Raw genomic sequence first — 23,966 nt, forward strand, 5'->3', positions numbered from 1 at the left:
GTTTGTTAAAAGATTTTGGTGTATAGTTATTAAAAAAGGATTCAACAGAATCCTTTTCTTTTATCGTATTTCAGCAAAAGTATCACCTTGCTTTATGTCTCCGGTCTTAAATCCTTTGTTAAACCAATACATCCGTTGTTCTGAAGTTCCGTGTGTAAAAGAATCGGGAACAACCTGTCCTTGCATTTTCTTTTGAATGGCATCATCACCAACAGCATTCGCGGCACTTAGGGCTTCTTCAATATCGCCGGGTTCTAAGATTTGATTCATTTCTTCGTTATAATGTGTCCAGACACCGGCATAGAAATCAGCCTGAAGTTCTAAGGCTACGGAAAGTTTGTTGGCTTCGGCTTCACTTAGTCCTTGCTGCATCTGTCTCATTTTGGCTGAGGTTCCTAAAAGCGTCTGTACGTGATGACCAATTTCATGCGCTACTACATAGGCCACGGCAAAATCGCCGCCTTTGGCCCCAAATTTTGATTTTAATTCGTCAAAGAAAGTCATGTCCATATACACCTTTTGGTCACCGGGACAGTAGAATGGGCCGGAAGCAGAACTGGCACCACCGCAGGCAGTGCTTACCTGTCCGCTAAACAAAACCAATTTTGGAGCTTTGTAAGTCCAGCCGTTTTCTTTGAAAATTTTTGTCCAGACATCTAAATTATCTATAAGCAAGGCATTTATAAATTCTCCTTCTTCTTTTTCTTTGGCAGTCAGTTCTCTGGATTCTGTTGGGGCTGACTGTCCCTGCTGCATTTGTTCTAAAATAGGAGCAAGATTTTGGGCACTTTCGCCTCCAAAAATGTTAATTAATAAGATGATAATTCCAATAAGTCCACCTCCGGCAACTACTTTGCCAGTTGAACCAAGACCTCGTCTGTCTTCCAGGTCATCACTTTTTCTTCTGCCTTGCCATTTCATGATTTTGTGTTTTTATACAAATTAAATACATTTTTGAATAAAAAGTAAATAATTATGAGAATGGAATTAGAAATCTTTTTTATTTGTTAATTATTCAGCTAATAAGATATCGGTTCCAGACCTGGTCTCCTAATTTCTGTATGCCATAACCTAAATTTTCAGTTTCTATTTTTTGGGAGGAATTATCTTCAAATGTCAAATGGAGGCATATTTTTTGGTTTTCTTCACAGACATTCCATGTGCCCTTATATTCCTGGGTGTTCTTATTGGGCAGGTAAAGTCCTCCGCCAGATACGCTGCTAAAGGATTCCAGAATATAGAGTACGGTAAAGTCCGGATATAAAAAAAGGGCATATTTTGTTTCTTCATACCAGCCGCCGCCGGAATAATCTCTGTCGCTGTTTGCTTTTTCAAAACGCAAGACTCTATTGGATAAAGTGGCAATCATTTGGTTTACAGATGGGTTCATAGTATACGGTTTTATTTTTTTATTGTTTCAAGAAGAATATCTGGCATATGCTTTCATCAGCTTTTCATCATATCTGTTGGTTTTATAGCCTTTTCCGTTGTACCTAAGAGCAAATTCTGCCCAATTCTTGTTTTTTAGTAGCCTGATAAGATTGTTTTGTTCCAGAAACAGTCCGAAAGCTTTTAAGTGTTCACCTTCGTTTAGGTACATTTTCTCTACAAATTCGTCTATGCTCGCATAGCCTAATGATGGAGCGTTGAATCCCATGATTTGGTACAATCCCCAGGAAGCCGAACAGTAAGCTGCTTCCCTAAAAAGAACATCGGGGTTAAGGTCGGCGGCTTTTTCCAAACGGTCATATTCACCTGAACCGCCTACATAATATTTTTTAGTATAGTTTTGATATAAAATATTTTGAGTGTCATTATTTACATAATTACTACAATTGATATTTCTCTTGTCCAATTCTCTCCAAAAGACATGTCCTTCAAATAAAATCTTTGGGCGTCCGTCAACAAGAAAACCTTTTCCGCCGCTTTCTACTTCATTGACTGCTTTTACAATGGCAAGTTCCAGATTGTGAAAACCGGCAAAATCCATAAGATTCTGTTCTGAAAGCAGTTTGTTGTTGGAAGCATATCCAACATTGGCAATCTCTAAGAGTCTGGACCAGGTTTTAATCCCGACAATTCCATCCACAACCAAAGAATGGCTTAGCTGGAAATCTCTTACGGCCTTTTCGGTGTCCGGACTGAAGTAATTGGATACCAGTAAGGGATATCCTAGTTTTTGCAGGAGTTCATTCAGGTAATTCACTTCTGCCGACTTTGTTCCTAATCGAATTGTTTTCATTGGTTAATGGTTATTTTAGATGAGGTGGAGTAATCAAATACATGATTTTGCGATTTGACAAGGTTGTCGTTCTTGTCAAAGTAGTTTACCTTATAGGATAACAGCGTATTGGTTGAAATGCTGTTCTTGACGATAAAATTGAATAATACCGGAATAGCAAATTCAGCTTTTAATTTTTCAATGGTGAATCGGCTTCCGGTTTGTTCCACAAGCAGTTCCATAGTGATTTTGGAAGTGGCAGTTTTCTGTTTTTTGATTTCAATTTGCAGGTAGCGGTTGTAGCTGGTGGATTGGGAAACAATCTGGCTGAATTCGGAACTGATATCTTCAATACTTTCAAAATCAAAAAAAATATTTTTTACCGTAGATGATTTGGTATTAGGATTTAAGGCGATACTATCTAAAATCTTACTTTCACTACTGATTAAGTCAGGAAATTTGTTGAAATAGGTGCTGTTGAAATAGGCAGTATTTTCATTATTGACAAACAAGACGGAATTAAGCCTGCATTTTGAGATGGACTTGTTACTGATTTTAATTGTTTTGGAGGTATTGTCAATGACAGATTCAATCATTTCACCAATCGTTTTTTCCAGATTGAGTTCAATAATGCTGGTGTCTTTGATTTCTTTGTGCCTGAAATTGATATTTGCGAATTGGGATATGGTGTTGTTCAGGGCATTAATCAATATACTGGCTTCCGAAAGGTTTTCCGTTGACAGATTGAACAGGAAATGTTTGCCGTCTGTAGAGATATCAGACTGTTGCAGGAAATAATTACCACTGATTTCATAATTGGATTCGATGTCATTAGGAAAAAGAAACTGGACTTTTTCAAAATAATCGGTCTTGTCGCCGTCTATATAGTTGTTTTGCAGCAATTCAATTTTCAGTTTCGCCAAATCAAATTCGGACAGGTTGGGCCCTAAGGCAAACTGAAAGTTGATTTTAGAGATTTCTTCCTGGGTACTCGTTCCGTCTTCATAAGCATGAAATATGGTAGAAATACAAGGTTTCATGGTATCGAGGTCGCGTGATAGCCCGTATGTTTTTGAGATAAGCAAAAAGGTGTTGGGTTGTAATGTGGATTTGTAGATGGAAAGTTTGCTGAAATGGATTCCCGGAACAAAAATTTGTTTGAATTGGGAAAAATCTTCGTTGAGATTGAATGGATTATTGATAAAACCGCCACCAATGGTTTTATAAAGGCTTGTAGCAGTATCTGAAGACAGAGGATAATTCAACGTTTTGTTTACCCGCAGGAGAAAAGTACTTTTTACCAGTTCTGCCTGTACATCCGTATTCAGGTGGTTTTCCTTTTGAATTTCCAATATCGAACGTCTTGAGATTATGGTATTCGGGGCATTTGATTTGATGACGAGCGGATTGCTTAGGATGGATGTTTTTGGTGTCCTGATGTTTTCTGTTCTTGGTTCGTTTCCGAAGAATTTCAGGTTTTTTATGGAACCGATATTCCGGGCTACTAAAAAATTCTTCCTGAATTTGGAATAGCCTTTAAATTCAAAAAACAGGTCGATACTACTTTTGAGGTTATTGATTTGGGTAATCAGGTTAAGAAATGCGATTTTGACAGCTTCATCCTTTAAATCAAACTGGATTTCATTTTTTTCGGGTGTTACTATGCCGTTAATTTTGATGCTGTCGTCTTTTATTTTGAGGTTTAATACAGCTTCCTTCAGGTTTAGGGTGATATTCTTTTCATTGGCTTTTAAAGGCTTGTTTTTGATGGTGTATTTGAGCGTCACCCTTCCCATAAGTCCGCTGTTTTTTCCGGATTTATCCAATACATTTTCATAATAGAAAAGCGTATTGTTGTTTGGTGCTATTTCAATTTCGGGGAAAAGCAGGGTGATATTGCTATCGCTATAGTCTTTAAAAGAGGCACTTTCATCTATTGCTGTATCTCCGTCGATTAAAGGAAAATAGCTGTTGATTGGAAGGATACCTATGACAGGTCTGTCAATATTGATAGAATGGATAATAGGATGTTCAATAACAGTGAAAGGTGTATCAGGACTTACCACCGTAGTAAATGAGTTACTCGGCTTTGCGGGTTCCAGATTGAATCGATTGGTAGGAACCAGTTTTGTCCCTTCCAGTTTAAAGGTTTTTAAGTCAGGCATGATTTCTAATTTTGAGAATCTTTGGGTTTTAGTAAACAAAAGGGACATTTGTCCCTTTTGTAACTGTTTAAAAAAAATACTATTCCATGAATGGAGCTCTTATTTTTTCGATGTCGGCATTTTGCGCATCGGTTCCTGTTGGAATTTCAAATAAGATATCACCTTCCAGATAATCTATTTTTTGGTAATCTGTTGAAATGGTAACCTTTTTAGCTTTTTTACCAATCTTGCCCTTACAGGTATATTTTACCTTGTATTCTGTAGGCTTGATGTTATAGTCTAATTCATACCAGGCCTTATAAGGAAGCATTTCCTCATAGTTATCTGCTGTGAATTTGAACTTTTTAGTTGCCATTTTGTCTGCTTTAAATGTGACTTCCAGCGTATCTGATTCAAACAATTCTTCAGTAGACAGGTTGTAATTAATCATGTTCTGAACCAATAGCGGAATGAAGATTTTGGTACCTTCAAATTCATATTCATTGACAGTGTCTTTCAGTTTTACCCGTTTGTCTTTTTCATACATGATATTCTGTCTTACCTTAACTTTGCTTGCTCCGTTGTTTTTTACGAAGTCAAAAACGAAAGCATTTTTTTCTTTGGATTTGTCGTTCCAGGTAGCAGGGAAGATGGCATCGATTTCTTTGCCGGCTCTGCTTGTGGTTTTTACATACGGAGTGCCTTCCGGAGCAATCATTCTTCCGGAACTTTTCCAGATAATTTTCCCTTTAGAATCCGGATAGCCCACTTCAATAGAAACCTGGCTTACAGGACTGTCATTGACGATGTCGCTGTCTTTGTCTAATTTGATTAATCCTCCGTTCAAAGAAGCAATTACCTGAACTTTTGAAAAATCTTCATCTAATTGGATTTCAGAGATGTATTTTTTCAGTTCTGTTTTGGCTTCAGTTCCGGACTTTAATGTAAGAGGAGTAAGGTTACCGCTGATTTTTGAGCTTAATACTTCAATAGAAGAGAATCGGATACTGTCTGTGAAATTCACTTCTCTAACCTGTTGCCCGGACTTTAAGCTGAATCCCATACTGGCTCCCTGGTTCCAGATATTAAGAAGTTTTTCCGATTCTGAAGTTTCACCTCCAAAATTCTTATCGGTTGGGTCCAGTATCTGCTTTCTCAACAATTCAAAAGCAAAGTCTCTGGCCTTTGTCATCAGCTGTTCTTCCACTTTTTTTCTTTCGGCATCAGAGAACTGATTATCTGTAATGATTTCGGTTGTGATACCGCCTTCTGTTACAATTTTTTCATATTCATGTTCCCAGTTGACACGGAACCAGCTGATTCCTGCACTGAATTTGGAAGAGAAATAGTTGTGTACTTTTTTGGCATTTACAGTAACCTTGATTTCAGTTGTTGGCATATAAGCTTTATACTTTATATTGTTTTCAACAACCAGGTTATTGGTACCATTTTCTAAAGCACTTCTAACCAATGAGGCACTGTTTCTTCCCATTAAGATAGAAAGGGCATTATCGCCAAGTCCAAAAGTGGTTCCGCTGCCTTCTCCCTGAATATTAAATGACCAAGGGTTGGAGCCTCCAAAAGGATTGCTTTGGGATTTTTCACCCACTACGTGCATGGCAATAGTGTTTTCCGTTAGCTGTATCGGCCTTACGTTTGTAGCGTTAAAATCTTTATCGACACCTCTCAGGAAAGAGAAGAGTCCGAATAGTTTTGAAGTTCTCTGGCTTTTGTATTCGGCATCCAGTTTAATCTTTAATTTGTCGATTGCTTTTTTTAGCAATGCTTCCGGCAGGTCAATAGTACTGGTAAGTGTTGTATAGGCTCCTGCTTCTTCTTCAAGTCCTTCGGCACCAATTACAGTAGTACCATCTGCTTCCGATTTGAATACCTGCATAGAGAATTTAAATCTTCCGTCAGGATGTTTGGATAGTCTTGGATACTTCGGATAATAATAGAACTGCATTGGCAATCCGTTATCTCTTAAAAGCATGTTGTTCGGGTCTGGAGAAAAAAGGACTGCGAAATCTGCTCCATCTTCTTTCTCCAAAAGAATTTCTACGGTTCCGGCTCCAGCGTGTGGGTAGCCAAGAGGGGTTACTTGTGACATTTTTTTTAATTTAATTATTAGATTCTTACTCTGTTAAGGTTTTTCAGATTACACCTTGTCTTTTAGCTAAAAACCGACGGTGTAAAATTCTTATTTGGCAATTAGCTGTAAAAGAGCTTATTGCCTGATTTTTTTAAGATTATTTCCTGTAAATTTATTGTAGCGCTTTTCCCGGTTGGGAGAGGAAGAAAGGCTTGCTAAAAAAGGGTAATTTTCCCCTTGCGATATTTTCCTAATTGAGATAGTTTTGGCGATTATTAACAACTTAAACTTGAAAAACATGAAAAGCTCAAAAACTATTTTTTTAGCTGGATTATTTTGTTTAACTTTTTTCTTTCAATCGTGTAGTGAGGATAGAATTTATGACAAGCCAACACAGTTGATCTCTAATGAGTTGGCTACAGAGATGCATATGAATTACAATTCAAAAGCGGTGCGCTCAAAAGCTGAGGATAGTATAAAAGAAGATGCGAATGCAGTATGGTATTCTGTTGAAGAATTGGAAAAGTATATCAATTATATCAAGACAGAAGGAATTAATAAGGGATATAAAGTAGATGGAATCAGATTGTATCTGGGTAGATATCCTGATGACCCGAAATATGCTGAAAAAGCGGGGATGACCACTATATTTTTATCACCAACGGGTGCTAAAACCGATATGCAGAAATCCGGGATGCTGAATGTTTCGACTATGCAGGAAGAGCCTCATTATGATATAACCGATCTTTCAGTGATGAATTATGGTTCAATGGGTAACCCTCCTAAAATGACATATCCTTTCAAAAAATAATGTTAGAGGACTTAAGATTTTATTGCATTTACTTGGCTTTATTAGCGGGAATAGTAGGATTGTTGTTTTACAACAAACTTCCCGGTAATAAGGCTAAGTCCTTGCTAGGTATGATCTTTTTTTCTGTCCTGACAGAGTTTGTAGGCAGCAATCTCACCCGATGGACCGGATGGATTAATTATGGTGTGTATAATTTTTATATGCTCGTTAGCCTTTCTTATTATCTGCTTCTTTTAAAATACCTGTTAGTCCAACGCAGCCATAGAAGATTAGTTGATGTATTCCTGGCTGTTTTTATACTCTTTTATTTCGCTAATTTTATTTTCATCCAAAAAAATATTTCAGAAACATTTACCTATAGTTTTACATTGGGAGTGCTGTTTGTCTTGCTAATGTCCTGTCTGTATCTGGTTGAAATATTTAATTCAAAAAAAATATTGAATTTCAGTAAATCGGTTTTTTTTTGGTTTATCTTAGGCGTCCTGCTTCTTCACGTCCCTTATTTGCCTTTTATGCTGGCTATTAAGTGGTTCCTGATAGAAAGTAATGAAAGTGTTTACAGTCTTGTACTGTTCATTCTCAATGTCTTGATGTATGGTTGTTTTATAATTGGATTTATATGGAGCGAAAAGAAATACAATTACTAGTTATTTCATTAAGTATTGTCTTCTTTACCTTACTGGTGTTAATTTTGGTGCTCTTTTTCTATTTCCACAAGAAAAAAACCAATTTTTTGATTGAAAAAATGGAAGCCGATCTCCATTTTCAGTCAGAATTGGTGAAATCAAGGATAGAAATGAAGGACCAGACACTGACAGAAATCAGCAGGGAACTTCACGATAATATTGGTCAGATTTTGTCTGTTGCCATTATGCAGGTCAACATGTACATCCAAAATCAGAAAGCCATGACCAAGGAGGAACTCGACGACCTGAAAAACATTTTAGGAAAGTCGTTAGATGAAATCAGAACCCTGTCAAGGATTATAAATAAGGATAATTTACTGGAATCCAATTTTTTAGAGGCCATACAACTGGATTTGGACCGTATCCGGAAATTAAAAAGAATAGATTGTAATTTTAGCATAAATGGTGATTTTCCTGAAATAAACGTTGAACACGAACTGATTATATATCGGATTTTTCAGGAAGCGATTCTCAATATCTTAAAGCATTCCCACAGTGAGATTATTGATTTTCAAATAGACTGCCTGGACCATGACAATATTAAAATCAAGCTGATTGACCACGGAATCGGCTTTAATTCAAAGAAGAAAAGCAGCGGTTCGGGATTGAATAACATACATGTCAGGGCTAAGCTCATTGGAGCTTCTGTTTCCGTAACATCTGATAGTTCAGGAACTGTGGTACTGTTTACCTATCCTAAAAGAATTAATCATGAAAACGAATAGAAAAAATAAGGTTATCATCGTAGACGACCATTTGCTGTTTTCACAATCTTTGAAATTTCTGATTAATAGTTTCAGCGATTTTGAAGTCACACACAATTTTGGAAACGGCAAAGAGTTCATACAGTTTCTTCAGGAAGAGGAAAATCTGGACATAGAAGTTGATTTGATACTGCTAGATGTAAATATGCCCATTCTTGACGGATTGGCAACTATGGTCTGGCTAAAGGAAAACCGACCGGATTATAAAGCCATTGCACTTTCTGTTAATAATGAGGAAGATATCATCATACAAATGATTAAAAACGGAGCCAAAGGCTACCTGCTAAAAGACACAACGCCACAGATTTTTTATGATGCCTTGAAAACTGTCATAGAGAAAGGATACTTTTTTACAGAAATGGTTTCCGGTATTTTGGTCAACAGAATCGATAATGAGGACAAAAAGCTAGAATTTAAGGAAAAAGAACTTGATTTTATTAAAAGGGCCTGCAGTGAGAAAACCTATAAGGAAATAGCAGATGAAATGTGCCTTAGCCCCAAAACAATAGATGGTTACAGGGAAAGTATTTTTGCCAAACTGGAAATAAAAACAAGAATCGGACTGGTTTTGTATGCGATTAAAAACAAAATCGTTTGTGTGTAAAACAAAAAAAAGCTCCATCATTTAATGGGGCTTTTTTTGTTTATAGAGTATAAATCTTTTAATAATCTGATGACGAATTTCCTATTTCTTCCAGTTCATTTTTTTCGTCAATACCAATGACATTTGTATAAATCATGTATTGTACAGAAAAAACCAGCGGGATAGTGAAAAGGATACCAATACAGAAAGCAAAAACTCCTAAACCGGCCAGAATTACTGCGACAATCATGAGAGCCAACAGCATAAAGAAATTTCTTGAAACCAGCATCAGGCTCGCCTGTATCGCTTCAAAAGCTTTTAGGTTGCCAAAAATAATCAGCGGGGTAGTGAATAGGGTCAATAAAATGATGATATAACTAATAACTGACCCAAGAATTGTGTTTCCGGTTAATTCCAGGGCAGTACTGATACCGTTACTGCAAAATCCTATTAAAATACCAGCAATTATAATTTCTTTTAGGTATTCGCTTTTGTAATAATAGAAAAGCGTAGAAAAGTCAAAATCTTCTTTTGCATCGGCATGGTGAGCAACCCGCAATATACCCGCATAAAATGGCTTAATAAGTGCGACAGCGATTGCACCCCCAACAAGAGCAACAATGATTCCGGCAGCAGAAAAATTCTGGATTTGAAAATCGGCAATATCCCGCCCAAAAGTACTCAACCCGATGAATATAGCGGCAAGTCCCATTATTATTGCAAAGAATACGATGGAAAGAAGTAATACTCCGGCTCCGGCAATCCACACAATTTTCTGATAATTATTTAAGGCTTGAGAAAGAATCTCTCCAAATTCCAAAGGATAACCACGTTGCTTGATTTCTTCAATCTTTTCTTTAGTCGTAGTAATTTTTTGCATAAATAAGTTTGTCAATTATTGCGCGAAAGTAATCAATATTTTGGAATTATAAACTGAATCAGAGCCATTTCAATAGTTTTCGGATTACTTTCAGTTTATTTCCATAAGGGGCATAACGCAGCGGTATATCAAGCCATGTAGCTTTTTTTACGATAGCCTTCTGGTGTGAAAATGTATCGTAGCTTTTTTTACCGTGATAGGCGCCCATACCGCTGTTGCCAACTCCACCAAATGGCAGCCTTTTGTTTGAAAAGTGTACGACAGTATCGTTAATGCATCCGCCACCAAATGAAAATTTCCGGATAGCGCGTTCTGCAAAAGCTTTGTCATCTGTAAACACATATAACGACAGCGGTTTTTCATATTTTGAAATTATTTTTTCCAGGTCGCTTTCATTTTCATAAGAAATCAATGGGAGCAGTGGCCCAAAAATTTCATCTTTCATGATGGCACTGTCGAAAGAAGGTTCGTCAATAAGTGTTGGCGCAATGTAAAGACTTTCTTCATCGTGGATTCCTCCTGTGATTGTTTTTGCTTCATCTATCATTCCAACCAGTCTTAAGAAATGCTTTTTGTTTATGATTCGCGTAAAATCAGGTGAAAGCTTAGGGTCTTCGCCATAAGCATTTATAATTTCCTGTTGCAACAGGCGGATGAATTTTGTCTTGACTCCTTTGTGTATGAGAAGATAATCAGGAGCAATACAGGTTTGTCCGGCATTGATAAATTTCCCCCAGACAATACGTTTTGCTGCGATTTGAAGATTGGCATTTTTGTCAATTATACAGGGATTTTTACCGCCCAGTTCCAGAGTTACAGGCGTAAGATTCCCGGCTGCAGCTTTTGCAATTTCTTTTCCAACGGCCGGACTTCCTGTAAAAAAGATATAATCCCAACGTTTGGCCAGCTGGCTTTTGGCAATTTCTGCATCTCCTAAAACGGCCACGACTTCCTTAACATCAAAAGTTTCCCGTATGATTTTAGAAATTAAGCTTGATGTATGGGGTGTTAATTCAGAAGGTTTGAGAACAATGGAGTTACCAGCCGCATAGGCCGCAATTAACGGACAGATAGCCAGTTGGAAAGGATAATTCCACGGAGAAATAATCAGTGTTTTTCCATAAGGTTCTGTGTAGATATAATCAGAAGACGGAAAATTAAGAATAGATGCCCGGACTTTTTTAGGTTTAGCCCAGGCATGGATATTTTTTATGGTATCTTTCAGGTCAGATTGCACTACATTTATTTCAGTAAGATAGGCTTCAAAAGCCGGTTTTCCGAAGTCTTTATGCAGTGCCTCTATAATATCATTTTCATGAAGTGAAATGACATGAGAGAATTTTTTAAGCTTTTCTTTTCTTTGATTGATTTCTTGATGGTTCATAATTTTAAAAATTATTGCAATCCGAAACGGAATCCGAGGTAAAAATCTGCCTGTTCTCCGTCATTAATCAAGGCAGTAACCACTGAACTTGACCCTATAAAGAAACCTCCGGCTCTGAATCCCAATCCTGCTGTGAATCCTGAAATTTCATTTGACGCTAACGGAGCAAATACTTCAAAACTTTCTCTGGAATATCGTGGTGTAACCGAAATCACGTTTTGAGCCGTAACCTGGTCGTCTTTGTTATCCTTATTGAATTTTTGCTGTCCGAATACGGTAACGTAGAAATCAGGAATAATTTTTACGTCAGCATAAGCAGAAAAAACCGTTGGAAGTTTTACTTTAAAATCGCTGCCATTGGAAGTAGCAGTCAGATAGCCACTCGAAAGCAATATTTCTTCAATTTCCTTAAAGCTGCTTACGCTTTCAAATTGGTTCAGGTTGAGCGACTGTCCGGCAGGGATATTTAGTTCGTAATTGTTGTTACTGTTGTTATCGGATTTAAAAGTCATGCTTCCAATGTTGCGTACGGCTGCTCCGGCATTGATTTTATAGCCGTCATTATCGTCTTTCCATTGGTAGTTCACTCCCAAATCTGTAGCAAAGCCATTTAATTTTCCAAAAAGAGAACTGGTATAATTGCCAAAATCTGAAAAATCGTCTGCCAAATCTCCTGAATAAGAAATGTTCATTCTTGCTGAAGCATCTGTCATATTCACATTTCCAAGATTGTTTGTGATGGTCCCGGAGAATTTGTCAAGACCTAAATTCGCATAGGAGCCGGGAAAGAGGAGTTTTAAGGTTACGCCCACACTCAACTTGTGTTCCTCTGTTTCATATACATTTCTGGCAACTCCAAAGGCCACTTCGCCCCAGGTGGTTCCGTTGGCGCGCTGATTTTTATCACTTTGGATAGTTGAGGCACCAAAAATACTGTTCAGGGCTCCATTGGTAACGGCATCTCCAATTGTTGGGTCAACATCGGTGAAATTTACTTTTCCATAAGCTTTAGTGCTGAATGAAAAAGCCCATTTTTCTATTTTCATTGCAAAGGCCGGGCCGTATACTTCGCCATCAAAACGGAGGTCGACATCCTTGTTTCCTTCAAATAGCTTTTGTTCCAAATCATCACCGCTAACGAGGTCATCAAAACCCAATCGGTTGTTGGAAAGGTTAAAACTCAAGGAGAATACCCCGACTTCATATTTTGTTTTCAGGTTGGCAAGTTCGGCGGGGTTTGTACTTGCATTTAATAATCCGCCTCTTCTGGAAGTGGTAATTCCGGAAAAATGGTCCTGAGCGAAAGCACTCGTGCCAATCAGTAGGCATAATAAGATTGGTAATTTCATAGGGAAGTTTTTTTAAGTTAAATGTATAGATTTTTTGTATTGGGGATACTAAATTAACGTAAAAAAAGAATCATTATTCTTAAAAATATCAGATTGCTTTCCAAATAGGGTCATTAGGAACGGGTGCGGTTATTTCTAACACCTCTTTGGTAACGGGATGGGTGAGGGTGAGTTTGCGGGCGTGCAAATGAATGCCACCATCAAGATTGCTTCTGTCGGCACCATATTTCAGGTCGCCCTTGATTGGGCTTCCAATAGCCGCCAGTTGTGCCCGGATTTGGTGATGGCGTCCGGTATGCAAATTAATTTCCAGAGCATAATAGTTATTGAGCTCGCGGATTATCGTGTAATCTAAGCTTGCTATTTTACTATCAGGAACTTCTTTGCTATGTGCTTTTGAAGTGTTGTTCTTTTCATTTCTTTTCAGATAATGAACCAGCTTTGCCGAAGCTTCTGCGGGCTTATTTTTGACAACAGCCCAGTATGTTTTTTGCGTTTCCCGGTTTTTGAACAAATCATTGAGCCTGGAAAGTGCTTTGGAAGTGCGGGCGAATACTACGATTCCGGTTGTAGGCCTGTCCAGACGATGGACAACACCCAGAAAAACTTCGCCCGGTTTATTGTATTTTTCCTTGATATATTCTTTTACTACATCGCTTAGGGGTTTGTCGCCTGTTTTATCTCCCTGAACGATGTCGCCTACACGTTTGTTGATGACAATAATATGATTGTCTTCGTGCAGTACCTGAAGATTATTTTTTGTAGAAATGGTTTTCATTGTTTTTTGAAAATTAGATTTCGGCGACTTGGTAGTTCAAATAATCAAAAGACAATTAGTATTGTTCTTTTTCGCTAGGGAAATCGTGTGACTTCACGTCGGTAACATATTTTCCAATAGCATTGGTCATGTCATCATATAAATTCATGTATCTTCTCAAAAATCTCGGGCTAAACTCATTGTTCATTCCAAGCATGTCATGGATTACCAAAACCTGCCCGTCAACGCCACCGCCGGCACCAATTCCAATTACAGGAATGGTAATGCTTTGTGCTACTTTTTCAGCCAATTTTGCAGGAATCTTTTCCAATACCAATGCAAAACAGCCTAGTTTTTCAAGTAATTTGGCATCTTCCAATAGTTTTTCGGCTTCGGCATCTTCTTTGGCACGAACCGTATAAGTTCCGAATTTATATATAGATTGTGGTGTGAGCCCCAAATGTCCCATAACAGGAATACCGGCATTGAGGATTTTTTTGATGGAATCTTTGATTTCGCTTCCGCCTTCTAATTTTACGGCATGGGCACCACTTTCTTTCATGATTCTGATAGAGGAACGTAAGGCTTCTTTTGGGTCAGACTGATAGCTTCCAAAAGGCAAATCCACTACAATTAAAGCGCGTGATGCTGCCCTGACAACACTGGAAGCGTGATAAATCATTTGGTCAAGGGTAATTGGCAGGGTAGTTTCATGACCCGCCATTACATTTGAGGCAGAATCGCCAACCAGAATTACGTCAACACCGGCAGTGTCGACAATTTTTGCCATAGTGAAATCATAGGATGTGAGCATTGAAATTTTTTCGCCATTGGCTTTCATTTCAATCAGCGATTTGGTAGTGATTCTCTTATAATCTTTTTTTGCAACAGACATAGTGTAGGAATTAGAAGATGTAAATGTACAAATTGCTTTATTTACCATTGCCACACAACCTAATAATTTTTTATGCTAAATTTATATCCTAATAACCAAACATGACCATAATGCGAAAATTAGTACTATTCGTTTTCTTTATTTCCTTAGTTTCTTTTGTTTCCTTTGTTTCCTTTCAGCCATTAATGGGACAGGAAGCTGAAATCCGCGAATCGATACAAACTTTTTTTGAAGGTATACATTCCAGAGATAGCCTGAAAATTAACTCTGTGAGTGATGAAGACCTGATGCTACAGACTGTAGTGCAAAGTCCGAGAAGAAACAAGCTTGTAGTCACAAAAGCGGCTGATTTTAAAAGATATGTTGCAACGATTCCTAAGGAAACCAAATTTGAAGAACGGTTGCTTTCCTTTACTATTAAAGTTGATGGTGGAATGGCTCACGCCTGGATACCTTTTGAATTTTACATCAATGGCGAGTTAACCCATAAAGGTGTCAACTCCATTCAACTGATCAAGAAGGAAAACCTATGGAAAATCATTTACTATGGAGACAGTAAAATCAAGATTTGAGTTAATCATTGCTGATTTTGAGCGTGACGACAAATTCACTTCCGAATCCTAAGTTACTCTCAACGGAAATTGTACCGCCTTGCGCTTCTATTAACTCCTTGCTGATGGCGAGTCCGAGGCCGGTTCCTTCTTTCTCCGAACCCGGAATGCGGAAATATTTATCAAAGATTTTGTTTTTGTACTGTGGAGAAATGCCTATTCCGTTGTCTTTGACAGTTATCATCAGTGCATTTTCTTTGGCTTCTGCGGCAATGAAAATGGTTGAGTTTTCATATGAATAGCGGATAGCATTTGAAATGAGGTTCGTAATGACCCAGGTTGTTTTTTCCTGGTCGGCTTTTATTTCAGGCAACAATTCGGGAACAGTCAGGTTAAGGCTAATCTTTTTTTGTTCTGCCAGTATTTTTGTAGCTTCTACTGCATCAGAAATGATTACATCGGGATTACAGTTTTCTATTTTGAGTTGTGTTTTTCCGGTTTCTACCTGGGTGATGTCCAGCAGTTCTCCTGTAGTACGGAGTAATCTTTTAGCATCGTCCTTAATGCTTGAAACCAATTGTTTCTGCTCATCGTTTAAATTACCGACACTGCTATTTTCCAACAATTGCAGGCTCATTTTCATTGAAGCGATTGGTGTTTTGAATTCATGCGAAACCATAGCTATGAAGTTGGTTTTGGCAAAATCCAATTCTTTATAGGCTGTGACGTTGCGCAGTATGATAAATGAACCAATATGTTTTTTTTCTTCTTCGCCTGTTGGAAGAACAAGTATAGGTACTATTTGTTTTTCGAAGTAACTTTCTTTATTATCTGCATAGATTTTAAGTGTTTGCTGAGACTTTTCGATGTTTCCAACCATAAGATGCTGTAATAGTGAACGGACAAGGTCGTTAGAAACAGCAATTTCGGTAGCAGCTTTACCGATAATATTCTCTGCTTTTAGTCCCGAAATTTTTAAGGCTTCTTCATTGGCAAACAGAATAAGGTTTTTGTCATCAAGTCCAATAACGGGGTCTTGCATATTGTTGATTAGCGTTTCAACCCGTTTTTTCTCCATCATGAGTCTGGCAAGGTTACTGTCACTATATTCCTGAAGCTTTTCTGCCATTGTATTGAATGACCTGGCCAGATTTCCAAATTCGTCATGCGTTTCAAAATTGACCCGCTGCGAATAGTTTTTTGCGGCAATCTGACGGATACTTTCGGTGAGGTCTTTTATAGGATTTGCAATATCGCTTGGCAGGTTGACCAACAGGATTAAGGCAATCAAAAAACAGGTAAGTCCGGTAATCGAAATCCAGAGTATGGCACTTTCTGTTGTTTTTTGTGCTACAATACTTTTCCTTTGGATAGCATCCATGTTGATTTTCATGATATCGTTAAGGTCTTTCCGAATCTGAAGCAGGATAGATGGTTCTTCGGGTCTTGATTGCCATGCTTTTACATCTTCTGTTAAATTTTGGGTAAGTTCTTTTTCGCCTATTTCAGTGATGTTTTTGCCTTGCAATTCCAGAAAGTGATTAAAATTTTCGAAAGATTGTTTTTCACCTTCAATCTTGTCGAGCTCTTTCATCATGTTCCGGGAATAGTCTAAGGAATTGTAATTGGCAACAAGAATATTTTCAGTATCACCGGCAATGGCATGCACTTGTCTTACCGCCAGTGCAGTGAGCAATATGATGAGTAAGAAAAGAATCCCGAGGCCCAGTCTTAATTTTGTTTTTATACGCACGGTTTGATAGTTTATAGTTTTTTAGTTTATAGTTTTTAGTTGATAGTGTATAGTTATTAGTCTAAGGTCTTTCATTTTTCGACTTTCGACTTTCGTCTTTTGTCTTTTGACTTTTGACTTTAATCTGTGTTTGTTCGGGATGTTTTTATAATTGAGGTTAGTATTTTTATCAGTTCGATACTTTCTGAGTGAACGGATTGGTATTCTTTTTCGGACAGGTAGTTTGTTTCAAAAAGCAAACGTAGCCAATATTCGGTTTCCTGGGCTTCTTTTAGTGATATATTCATCTTGTTACTAAAGTCTTTTTTTGAGGGAGCCTGCAAAGCCTCACAAATATTTGCTCCAATTGAAGTACCGCTTCTAACCAATTGTTTTGACAGTATAAATTCTTTTTTATTTTCTGAAATATGTTGGTATAACCTCACAATTCTTACGGCAAATACAAACGATTTGTCCTTAACAATACTATTTTTCATGATCTCTTTTTTTCTGGCTTAAACTAACTATACACTATCCACTAAAAACTATCCACTATCAACTAAGAATAATCAGGTCAATTTCACTCGAAGATAGCTTATTTAATAATTGTTTGAAAGCACTTGTAGAAAGAATAATTTTCATCAGGTTCATTTTTGGTTTTCCAATGCATACCGTAGTAATACCTTTGCTTTCAGCCTGTTCTATAATGGCTTTGGCAATCCGGGTATGTTCAATTTTGATGACTTCGGCACCCAGTTCTGTAGCCAGTTTAAAATTATTGATTAGATGTCTTTGTTTGTCTAATGCAATTCGGTCTGCACTTTCATGTGGAAGCTGTACATATAAGACATACCATTTGCTGCTGTTGTAATAATTAGCCAGACGTGCGGTTTTGCGGATAACCTTTTTTGCGGTGGCTTCGTTACTGCTAATACAAGCCATGAATTTTTCATGACGGGTGTTTTTGCTTTTAGGAACTTCAATTTCGACTTTTCGTTCAACCTGGCTGGCCACTTCTTTTAAGGCCAATTCTCTTAATTGCAGTATGTGCTCGCTCTTGAAAAAATTCTTAAGTGCCATTTCTATTTTTTCAGCCTTATAGATTTTTCCTTCTTTTAGTCTTGTAATCAGTTCGTCAGCCGTAAGGTCTATGTTTACGACTTCATCTGCCTGTGCCAAAACACTGTCAGGAATTCGTTCTTTGACTTCAATTCCTGTGATGTGTTTTATTTCTTCATTCAGGCTTTCAATGTGCTGGATATTCACTGCACTGATTACATTGATTCCGGCTTCTAAGATTTCAAAGACGTCTTGCCAGCGCTTTTCATTTTTGCTTCCCTCGATGTTAGTATGGGCCAGTTCGTCAACAATTACTACTTCCGGACGAAGGCTGATGATGGCCTGAACATCCATTTCTTCCAGTTCTTTGCCTTTGTAGAACAAATAACGTCTTGGAATTACAGGAAGTCCTTCCAAAAGGTCATGTGTTTCTTTGCGATTGTGTGTTTCTATAAAACCTATTTTGACATCGATTCCATTTTTTAGGAGGGAATGGGCTTCCTGAAGCATGCGAAAAGTTTTACCTACACCGGCACTCATGCCGATGTAGATTTTAAACTTTCCTCTCCTTGATTTTTGAATCAGGTTTAAAAAATGCTGTACGCTATCTTCTCTTTTGCTTTCCAAAATAAACAGGCTTAGGTTTTAGAATGATATGGCAAGCGAAGTTGCCGCTGAAAAGTTTTGTTTGGCGGGATTACCATTTTCAGTAAAAATTTCATCCTTGCTGCTTAGATTTCTGGCTTCGATTCTCCATACAACATTGTCATAGATATTGTAATCGAAGTTGACAGAATAGCCAAAGGTTTTAAATCCGTTTGGTGTTTCTGTTGCAATAATGACCCCATTTTTGTCTGCATAATATTCTCCTCGTGCTGCAATATGGATTTTGTCGGAAACTTTATATCTGGCAATCAGAATAGGAGAGTACCATGAATTATAACTGTTGCTTCCTTTTTCCTTTTGTTCAGCACCAAGGTCAAAACCGGCAGTTAGTCCCCATTTTTCATTTAACTGAAAAACACCGTATAAATTGTGAAAATAACGCATCCTTTTATCAGTATCGGGTTTGTCGTTTCCAATGAAAGAACTGCTGTTCAATAGGATAGCCGCGTTTGGTTTATAGGTTAGTTGATGTCCAAAAGCCAATGTTTTATTACCGTCAATCCGTTTAATTCTTTGCCATCCGTTTAAAAGGAGTCCGCTCACAAACCATTTCCCATTGTCTGTAGTATAGGATAGTTTTGCGCCACTTTCATAATAAGGCGAATTGTCTGCCTGGATGCTACGTGTCAATGCCCAGCAATCTTTACTGATGGCACTTTCAAAACCAATGTGTGAGGCAAAAATCCCGGCATCAATCCAAAGATTTTTGGTTTTTGAGAGTTTTACACCGGCATTAGCTTCATAAATGTTTTTCATAATGCCTTCTTCGGTAGCAAGATTGGCATTGCCATAAGTTCCTGCCATGATTGCCAGGTTAGCCCTGACGTTTCCTTTTTCATAGTTGGCTTTGACAAATCCAAGATTTAAAGAAACTTCATTATGCCTGTTATGGGAATATACGAAACCAGGTCTGGTATTGTTTTCAGGCGCGCCGAAATCGTATAGGTAATAGATTTCGGCATAGCCTGATATTTTTAGTGGTGATTCAGGAGTTTTTATAGTGTCTTTCTGTGCCTGTGCAAGAGAGACCATTGCGATAAAAGCTGCAGTAGCTAATTTTTTCATTGTTATTTGAGTTTATCGAGAGCGAGGTTTAGTTGTAATACGTTAATTTTTTCTGGTCCGAACAGTCCTAAAAGCGGCTTTTCAGTATTTTGGGCAATAAGGTCTTCCAACTTTTTTTCTTCAATGTTTCTTGCTTTTGCAATACGCTTGATTTGGACTTTTGCACCTTGTACGGAGATATTTGGGTCTAATCCGCTACCGCTGGCTGTGACCATATCAGCCGGAATTTCATTAGCTTTGATTTCCGGATTCTGGATTAGGAAAGTGTCAATCCTTTTTTGGACTTCGGCCAGATATTCCGGATTGCCTGGTCCTTTGTTGCTTCCTCCTGAACCTGCTGCATTATAGTTTACGGCAGAAGGTCTTGAGTTAAAATACCGGGCATCAGTAAAGGATTGGCCTATATTGCTATAGAATTTTTTTCCATTGCTTTCCGTCATGATTCCCTTCCCTTGGTTGGGAGCCATTTGTGCTATTCCAAGAATAAACAGTGTATAGAGTCCGGCAAAAAAGACAAGTGTAACCAGTGTTAACTTTACTCCAATCCATAAATAATTTTTCATTTTGCTATTAGTTTAGATGAATAATGTAACTATCATGTCGATGATTTTTATTCCGATAAAAGGAACAATGATACCGCCTAATCCATAAAACAATAAGTTTCGTCTTAATAGGGCAGAAGCACCGATCGGTTTATATGTGACTCCTTTTAAAGCCAGCGGAATCAAAAACGGAATCACAACTGCATTAAAGATAACTGCCGATAGGATAGCGCTTTCCGGGCTATGCAGGTGCATGATATTTAAACCTTGCAGCGCAGGAATTGCGGTGATGAACAGGGCAGGAATGATGGCAAAATACTTGGCAACGTCATTAGCGATACTAAAAGTGGTCAATGTTCCGCGTGTCATTAATAATTGTTTTCCGATTTCTACAATTTCTATCAGTTTTGTAGGGTCGTTATCCAAATCCACCATATTTCCGGCTTCTTTGGCAGCCTGTGTTCCGCTGTTCATGGCAACGCCCACATCGGCCTGGGCAAGAGCGGGAGCATCATTTGTCCCGTCACCCATCATGGCAACCAGTTTCCCTTTGATTTGCTCATTCTTGATGTAATTCATCTTGTCTTCGGGTTTGGCTTCCGCAATAAAATCATCCACACCGGCTTTTTCTGCAATAAATTTGGCTGTTAATGGGTTGTCACCTGTAACCATTACGGTTTTAACACCCATTCTGCGCAGTCTTTCAAAACGTTCCTGTATTCCGGGTTTGATAATATCCTGTAATTCGATTACTCCTAAAACCTTATCATTTTCAGAAACCACCAGAGGCGTACCACCATTGCTGGAAATCTCAGTAACTCTATCAGATGTGTCATTTGGAAAAGTATTTCCTGCTTTTTCGCTTAATTTTCGGATAGCGTCATAAGCCCCTTTTCGGATTCTGGTACCATCCGGAAGTGTGACACCGCTGCTGCGTGTTTCTGCCGTAAATTTTATCAGCGTGGCACCTTCTATAGAAAGGTTTTTTGTAGCCTCTTTTCCTGCCAATTCAATGATTGATTTGCCTTCCGGTGTTTCGTCAGCTAAGGACGATAGAATACTGGCCTTTATAAATTCCTGTTCGGATATGCCAGCGGTAGGATAAAATTGCGTTGCTTTTCTATTTCCAATTGTAATCGTTCCTGTTTTGTCTAACAGCAATACATCAATATCACCCGCAGTTTCTACCGCTTTACCTGATTTTGTAATGACATTGGCACGCAAGGCGCGGTCCATTCCGGCAATACCAATGGCAGATAACAATCCACCAATAGTTGTTGGAATCAAGCAGACGAATAAAGAAATAAAAGAAGCGATGGTTATAGTGATATTGGCATAATCAGCAAACGGTTTTAAAGTCGTACAGACAATAATAAAAACTAAGGTAAAGCCTGCCAATAAAATAGTCAGTGCGATTTCATTAGGTGTTTTTTGTCTTGAAGCACCTTCAACTAATGCAATCATTTTGTCGAGGAAGCTCTCGCCCGGTTCAGTTGTCACCCGAACTTTAATCTTATCTGACAAAACTTTTGTACCGCCTGTTACGGAACTTTTATCTCCGCCCGCTTCGCGAATTACCGGAGCACTTTCACCGGTTATGGCACTTTCGTCAATAGTTGCCAAACCTTCAATGATTTCTCCGTCGGTTGGAATAGTATCGCCGGCTTCACAGATAAAGATATCGCCTTTAACCAGGCTGGAGGAGGGAACAATCTGAAGTTCGTCTACATACATTTCTCCAACAGGGAAGATTTTTTTGGCAGGTGTTTCTTCTCTTGTTTTTCGAAGGCTGTCCGCCTGGGCTTTACCTCTTGCTTCCGCAATGGCTTCCGCAAAATTAGCAAACAATAATGTGAATAATAAGATGATAAAAACGGTAAAGTTGTACACAAAACTACCTTGTGATTGCTCACCTGTCAATATCCATAAACAAACGCAGAGCATGACTACTGTTCCGATTTCAACCGTAAACATAATCGGATTGCGGAACAGGTTTGCAGGATTGAGTTTCAGGAAAGACTGTACGAATGCTTCTTTGAGCAATTCTTTCTGAAACAGTGATTTATTTTGAGTTTTCATTTTTGAAAATCATTTGATTAATAAAGCGTGAAATATTCTGCTATAGGTCCTAAAGTGAGGGAAGGGAAGAAGGAAAGCGCTGCAATGATGAAAATAACAGCAAATACCATTAATCCGAAAGTTGAAGTATCTGTTTTTAAAGTTCCTGCACTTTCCGGAATGTGTTTTTTAGAAGCAAGGATTCCGGCAATTGCCACAGGACCTATGATGGGAAGGAATCTGGAAAGCAGCAATACGATTCCTGTTGTAATATTCCACCACGGATTATTATCGCCCAAACCTTCAAAACCACTTCCGTTATTGGCCGCAGATGAGGTGAATTCGTATAAGATTTCACTAAATCCATGAAATCCCGGATTGTTCAATGTGCTGGCACCTTGTTCTGGAAATGCTGTTGATAACGCAACTCCAACCAATATTAAGAAAGGATGCAGTAAGGCAATAATCATGGCGATTTTCATTTCGCGGGCTTCGATTTTCTTACCCAGAAATTCAGGAGTTCTGCCTACCATGAGTCCGCTTATAAAAACAGCAAGGATAATAAAAATGTAAAAGTTTAATATCCCTACACCACATCCTCCATAAAAGCAGTTAATCATCATGGCAAGTAACTGGTTCATTCCGGATAGGGGCATGGCACTGTCGTGCATTGAATTGACAGAACCTGTTGAGATAACGGTTGTAGCAATGCTCCAATATCCGGATGCGGCAGCTCCAAACCGTACTTCTTTACCTTCGGTAGCGCCGGAGGTTGTATCAATTCCCATTTGCGCTATGGCAGGGTTTCCATTCATTTCTGTAATTACGGTTGGAATAGTCAACGCAAGGAATCCGACTGTCATTACGCCAAAAATCATCCAGGATAGTTTTCTTCTGTTTAAGTAAAATCCTAAAGCAAACACCATGGCAAATGGAATAATCATCTGGGCAATCATTTCAATAATGTTGGTCAGGTAATTAGGATTTTCAAGTGGATGGGCTGAATTGGTACCAAAAAATCCTCCACCATTTGTTCCCACATGTTTTATGGCGGTGAATGCTGCAGCTGGTCCGGTTGATACTTCAACAGAATCCCCCTGAAGCGTTGTCATTGCCTGTTTCCCTTCAAACGTCATTGGAGTTCCGTTAAAAAGCAAAATAGTTGCTACGATTACGGAAATAGGCAAAAGAATACGGGTACAGGACTTGATAAAGTAATTGTAAAAATTGCCCAGCGTTTCCGTTGTTCTTTCTTTTAATGCATTGAAAAGTACAGCAGCTGCAGCCAATCCGATTCCCGCCGAAACGAATTGAAGGAACATTAAAAACAACTGACTTAAATAACTGACTCCGGTTTCTCCGGAATAATGCTGCAGGTTGCAGTTTACTAAAAAGGAAATAATGGTGTTGAAAGCCAGGTCAGGCGTCATATTGGGATTGTTATCCGGATTCAACGGCAACCAACCTTGACAGAGAAGCACAATCATTCCTAAAACAAACCAGACAACATTAATGGCAACCAGCGCAACCATGTGCTGTTTCCAGTTCATTTCTTTTTTAGAATCGATACCGCTTATTTTATAAAATAGTTTTTCAATGGGCTGAAAAACTGGGTCCAAAAAAGTTTTTTGCCCTGAATATACTTTTGAAATGTATTTTCCTAACGGTATTGCCAGAAGCAGTGTCAGGACAAACATGGCTATAATTCCTGTAATTTCGGTATTCAT

At 38.3% G+C, this 23,966-nt stretch carries 22 protein-coding genes; 5 read left to right on the forward strand and 17 right to left on the reverse strand.

Annotation, left to right across the window (positions count from 1 at the left end):
- Positions 1–60: 60 nt before the first annotated feature.
- From ASG38_RS02320 to ASG38_RS02340, 5 genes are all read right to left on the reverse strand, one after another.
- On the reverse strand, positions 61–921 hold the full coding sequence (locus tag ASG38_RS02320) for a neutral zinc metallopeptidase (protein ID WP_056066557.1): 861 nt from the start codon (positions 919–921) through the stop codon (positions 61–63).
- A 94-nt stretch (positions 922–1,015) separates the two neighbouring features.
- Positions 1,016–1,390: a hypothetical protein gene (locus tag ASG38_RS02325; protein WP_056066560.1), complete on the reverse strand. Its 375-nt coding sequence runs from the start codon at positions 1,388–1,390 to the stop codon at positions 1,016–1,018.
- A 27-nt stretch (positions 1,391–1,417) separates the two neighbouring features.
- Positions 1,418–2,242 (reverse strand): N-acetylmuramidase family protein, encoded by an 825-nt coding sequence (locus ASG38_RS02330; protein ID WP_056066565.1) that lies wholly within the window; start codon positions 2,240–2,242, stop codon positions 1,418–1,420.
- The gene (locus ASG38_RS02335; protein WP_157485979.1) at positions 2,239–4,386 is read right to left on the reverse strand and encodes a hypothetical protein; all 2,148 of its coding nucleotides are present in this window, start codon (positions 4,384–4,386) and stop codon (positions 2,239–2,241) included. The genes ASG38_RS02330 and ASG38_RS02335 overlap by 4 nt, the downstream gene beginning before the upstream one ends.
- Positions 4,387–4,465: 79 nt before the next feature.
- Positions 4,466–6,475 carry a hypothetical protein gene (locus ASG38_RS02340; protein ID WP_056066571.1) on the reverse strand — a complete coding sequence of 670 codons (2,010 nt, stop codon included), beginning with the start codon at positions 6,473–6,475 and terminating at the stop codon, positions 4,466–4,468.
- 280 nt (positions 6,476–6,755) lie between these two features.
- Between ASG38_RS02340 and ASG38_RS02345 the strand changes: the two genes are divergently transcribed.
- The 4 genes from ASG38_RS02345 (at position 6,756) to ASG38_RS02360 (ending at position 9,322) form a co-directional block, all read left to right on the forward strand.
- Positions 6,756–7,268, forward strand: a complete 513-nt coding sequence (locus ASG38_RS02345; RefSeq protein WP_235498550.1) for a hypothetical protein — start codon at positions 6,756–6,758, stop codon at positions 7,266–7,268.
- Positions 7,269–7,378: 110 nt separating this feature from the next.
- A complete protein-coding gene (locus ASG38_RS02350; protein ID WP_235498551.1) occupies positions 7,379–7,915 on the forward strand; it encodes a hypothetical protein in 537 nt (178 codons plus the stop codon).
- Between the two features lie 86 nt (positions 7,916–8,001).
- Positions 8,002–8,679 (forward strand): sensor histidine kinase, encoded by a 678-nt coding sequence (locus tag ASG38_RS02355; protein ID WP_235498552.1) that lies wholly within the window; start codon positions 8,002–8,004, stop codon positions 8,677–8,679.
- Complete coding sequence (locus ASG38_RS02360; protein WP_056066579.1) at positions 8,666–9,322, forward strand: response regulator transcription factor; 657 nt, start codon at positions 8,666–8,668, stop codon at positions 9,320–9,322. The genes ASG38_RS02355 and ASG38_RS02360 overlap by 14 nt, the downstream gene beginning before the upstream one ends.
- 58 nt (positions 9,323–9,380) lie before the next feature.
- Here ASG38_RS02360 and ASG38_RS02365 read toward each other — a convergent pair whose 3' ends face one another.
- From ASG38_RS02365 to panB, 5 genes are all read right to left on the reverse strand, one after another.
- Positions 9,381–10,181 (reverse strand): hypothetical protein, encoded by an 801-nt coding sequence (locus ASG38_RS02365; protein WP_056066581.1) that lies wholly within the window; start codon positions 10,179–10,181, stop codon positions 9,381–9,383.
- A gap of 58 nt (positions 10,182–10,239) precedes the next feature.
- On the reverse strand, positions 10,240–11,565 hold the full coding sequence (locus ASG38_RS02370; protein ID WP_056066584.1) for an aldehyde dehydrogenase: 1,326 nt from the start codon (positions 11,563–11,565) through the stop codon (positions 10,240–10,242).
- An 11-nt stretch (positions 11,566–11,576) separates the two neighbouring features.
- The gene (locus ASG38_RS02375; protein ID WP_056066585.1) at positions 11,577–12,914 is read right to left on the reverse strand and encodes a DUF5723 family protein; all 1,338 of its coding nucleotides are present in this window, start codon (positions 12,912–12,914) and stop codon (positions 11,577–11,579) included.
- A gap of 88 nt (positions 12,915–13,002) precedes the next feature.
- Entirely contained in the window at positions 13,003–13,692 is a 690-nt protein-coding gene (locus tag ASG38_RS02380) for an RluA family pseudouridine synthase (protein ID WP_056066589.1), read from the reverse strand.
- 55 nt (positions 13,693–13,747) lie between these two features.
- A complete protein-coding gene (gene panB, locus ASG38_RS02385) occupies positions 13,748–14,566 on the reverse strand; it encodes a 3-methyl-2-oxobutanoate hydroxymethyltransferase (RefSeq protein ID WP_056066593.1) in 819 nt (272 codons plus the stop codon).
- Positions 14,567–14,676: 110 nt separating this feature from the next.
- Here panB and ASG38_RS02390 point away from each other — a divergent pair, with 110 nt between their 5' ends.
- Complete coding sequence (locus ASG38_RS02390; protein WP_157485980.1) at positions 14,677–15,138, forward strand: nuclear transport factor 2 family protein; 462 nt, start codon at positions 14,677–14,679, stop codon at positions 15,136–15,138.
- A 1-nt stretch (position 15,139) separates the two neighbouring features.
- Here the strand turns inward: ASG38_RS02390 and ASG38_RS02395 are convergent, their stop codons facing one another.
- From ASG38_RS02395 to kdpA, 7 genes are all read right to left on the reverse strand, one after another.
- Entirely contained in the window at positions 15,140–16,870 is a 1,731-nt protein-coding gene (locus ASG38_RS02395; RefSeq protein WP_056066598.1) for an ATP-binding protein, read from the reverse strand.
- Positions 16,871–16,989: 119 nt separating this feature from the next.
- Positions 16,990–17,346, reverse strand: coding sequence for a four helix bundle protein (locus tag ASG38_RS02400; RefSeq protein WP_056066601.1), 357 nt, complete (start codon positions 17,344–17,346; stop codon positions 16,990–16,992).
- A 58-nt stretch (positions 17,347–17,404) separates the two neighbouring features.
- Positions 17,405–18,535: a sensor protein KdpD gene (locus tag ASG38_RS02405; RefSeq protein WP_056066604.1), complete on the reverse strand. Its 1,131-nt coding sequence runs from the start codon at positions 18,533–18,535 to the stop codon at positions 17,405–17,407.
- A gap of 18 nt (positions 18,536–18,553) precedes the next feature.
- Complete coding sequence (locus tag ASG38_RS02410) at positions 18,554–19,639, reverse strand: porin (RefSeq protein ID WP_056066607.1); 1,086 nt, start codon at positions 19,637–19,639, stop codon at positions 18,554–18,556.
- A gap of 2 nt (positions 19,640–19,641) precedes the next feature.
- Positions 19,642–20,202, reverse strand: coding sequence for a K(+)-transporting ATPase subunit C (locus tag ASG38_RS02415; RefSeq protein ID WP_056066610.1), 561 nt, complete (start codon positions 20,200–20,202; stop codon positions 19,642–19,644).
- A 12-nt stretch (positions 20,203–20,214) separates the two neighbouring features.
- Complete coding sequence (gene kdpB / locus ASG38_RS02420; protein ID WP_056066612.1) at positions 20,215–22,260, reverse strand: potassium-transporting ATPase subunit KdpB; 2,046 nt, start codon at positions 22,258–22,260, stop codon at positions 20,215–20,217.
- A 17-nt stretch (positions 22,261–22,277) separates the two neighbouring features.
- Positions 22,278–23,966, reverse strand: a complete 1,689-nt coding sequence (kdpA, locus tag ASG38_RS02425) for a potassium-transporting ATPase subunit KdpA (protein WP_056066614.1) — start codon at positions 23,964–23,966, stop codon at positions 22,278–22,280.

Source organism: Flavobacterium sp. Leaf359 (genome assembly GCF_001423985.1).
Lineage (GTDB): Bacteria > Bacteroidota > Bacteroidia > Flavobacteriales > Flavobacteriaceae > Flavobacterium > Flavobacterium lindanitolerans.

What these genes read in the sequence shown, in the direction of transcription:
- ASG38_RS02390 (WP_157485980.1), top strand. Translation starts at nt 14,677, where the DNA reads ATGCGAAAATTAGTACTATTCGTTTTCTTTATTTCCTTAGTTTCTTTT.
- kdpA (WP_056066614.1), bottom strand. Translation starts at nt 23,966, where the DNA reads ATGAATACCGAAATTACAGGAATTATAGCCATGTTTGTCCTGACACTG.
- ASG38_RS02400 (WP_056066601.1), bottom strand. Translation starts at nt 17,346, where the DNA reads ATGAAAAATAGTATTGTTAAGGACAAATCGTTTGTATTTGCCGTAAGA.
- ASG38_RS02340 (WP_056066571.1), bottom strand. Translation starts at nt 6,475, where the DNA reads ATGTCACAAGTAACCCCTCTTGGCTACCCACACGCTGGAGCCGGAACC.
- ASG38_RS02350 (WP_235498551.1), top strand. Translation starts at nt 7,379, where the DNA reads ATGATCTTTTTTTCTGTCCTGACAGAGTTTGTAGGCAGCAATCTCACC.
- ASG38_RS02410 (WP_056066607.1), bottom strand. Translation starts at nt 19,639, where the DNA reads ATGAAAAAATTAGCTACTGCAGCTTTTATCGCAATGGTCTCTCTTGCA.
- ASG38_RS02365 (WP_056066581.1), bottom strand. Translation starts at nt 10,181, where the DNA reads ATGCAAAAAATTACTACGACTAAAGAAAAGATTGAAGAAATCAAGCAA.
- ASG38_RS02380 (WP_056066589.1), bottom strand. Translation starts at nt 13,692, where the DNA reads ATGAAAACCATTTCTACAAAAAATAATCTTCAGGTACTGCACGAAGAC.
- ASG38_RS02375 (WP_056066585.1), bottom strand. Translation starts at nt 12,914, where the DNA reads ATGAAATTACCAATCTTATTATGCCTACTGATTGGCACGAGTGCTTTC.
- ASG38_RS02370 (WP_056066584.1), bottom strand. Translation starts at nt 11,565, where the DNA reads ATGAACCATCAAGAAATCAATCAAAGAAAAGAAAAGCTTAAAAAATTC.
- ASG38_RS02345 (WP_235498550.1), top strand. Translation starts at nt 6,756, where the DNA reads ATGAAAAGCTCAAAAACTATTTTTTTAGCTGGATTATTTTGTTTAACT.
- ASG38_RS02330 (WP_056066565.1), bottom strand. Translation starts at nt 2,242, where the DNA reads ATGAAAACAATTCGATTAGGAACAAAGTCGGCAGAAGTGAATTACCTG.
- ASG38_RS02415 (WP_056066610.1), bottom strand. Translation starts at nt 20,202, where the DNA reads ATGAAAAATTATTTATGGATTGGAGTAAAGTTAACACTGGTTACACTT.
- ASG38_RS02320 (WP_056066557.1), bottom strand. Translation starts at nt 921, where the DNA reads ATGAAATGGCAAGGCAGAAGAAAAAGTGATGACCTGGAAGACAGACGA.
- ASG38_RS02335 (WP_157485979.1), bottom strand. Translation starts at nt 4,386, where the DNA reads ATGCCTGACTTAAAAACCTTTAAACTGGAAGGGACAAAACTGGTTCCT.
- kdpB (WP_056066612.1), bottom strand. Translation starts at nt 22,260, where the DNA reads ATGAAAACTCAAAATAAATCACTGTTTCAGAAAGAATTGCTCAAAGAA.
- ASG38_RS02360 (WP_056066579.1), top strand. Translation starts at nt 8,666, where the DNA reads ATGAAAACGAATAGAAAAAATAAGGTTATCATCGTAGACGACCATTTG.
- panB (WP_056066593.1), bottom strand. Translation starts at nt 14,566, where the DNA reads ATGTCTGTTGCAAAAAAAGATTATAAGAGAATCACTACCAAATCGCTG.
- ASG38_RS02325 (WP_056066560.1), bottom strand. Translation starts at nt 1,390, where the DNA reads ATGAACCCATCTGTAAACCAAATGATTGCCACTTTATCCAATAGAGTC.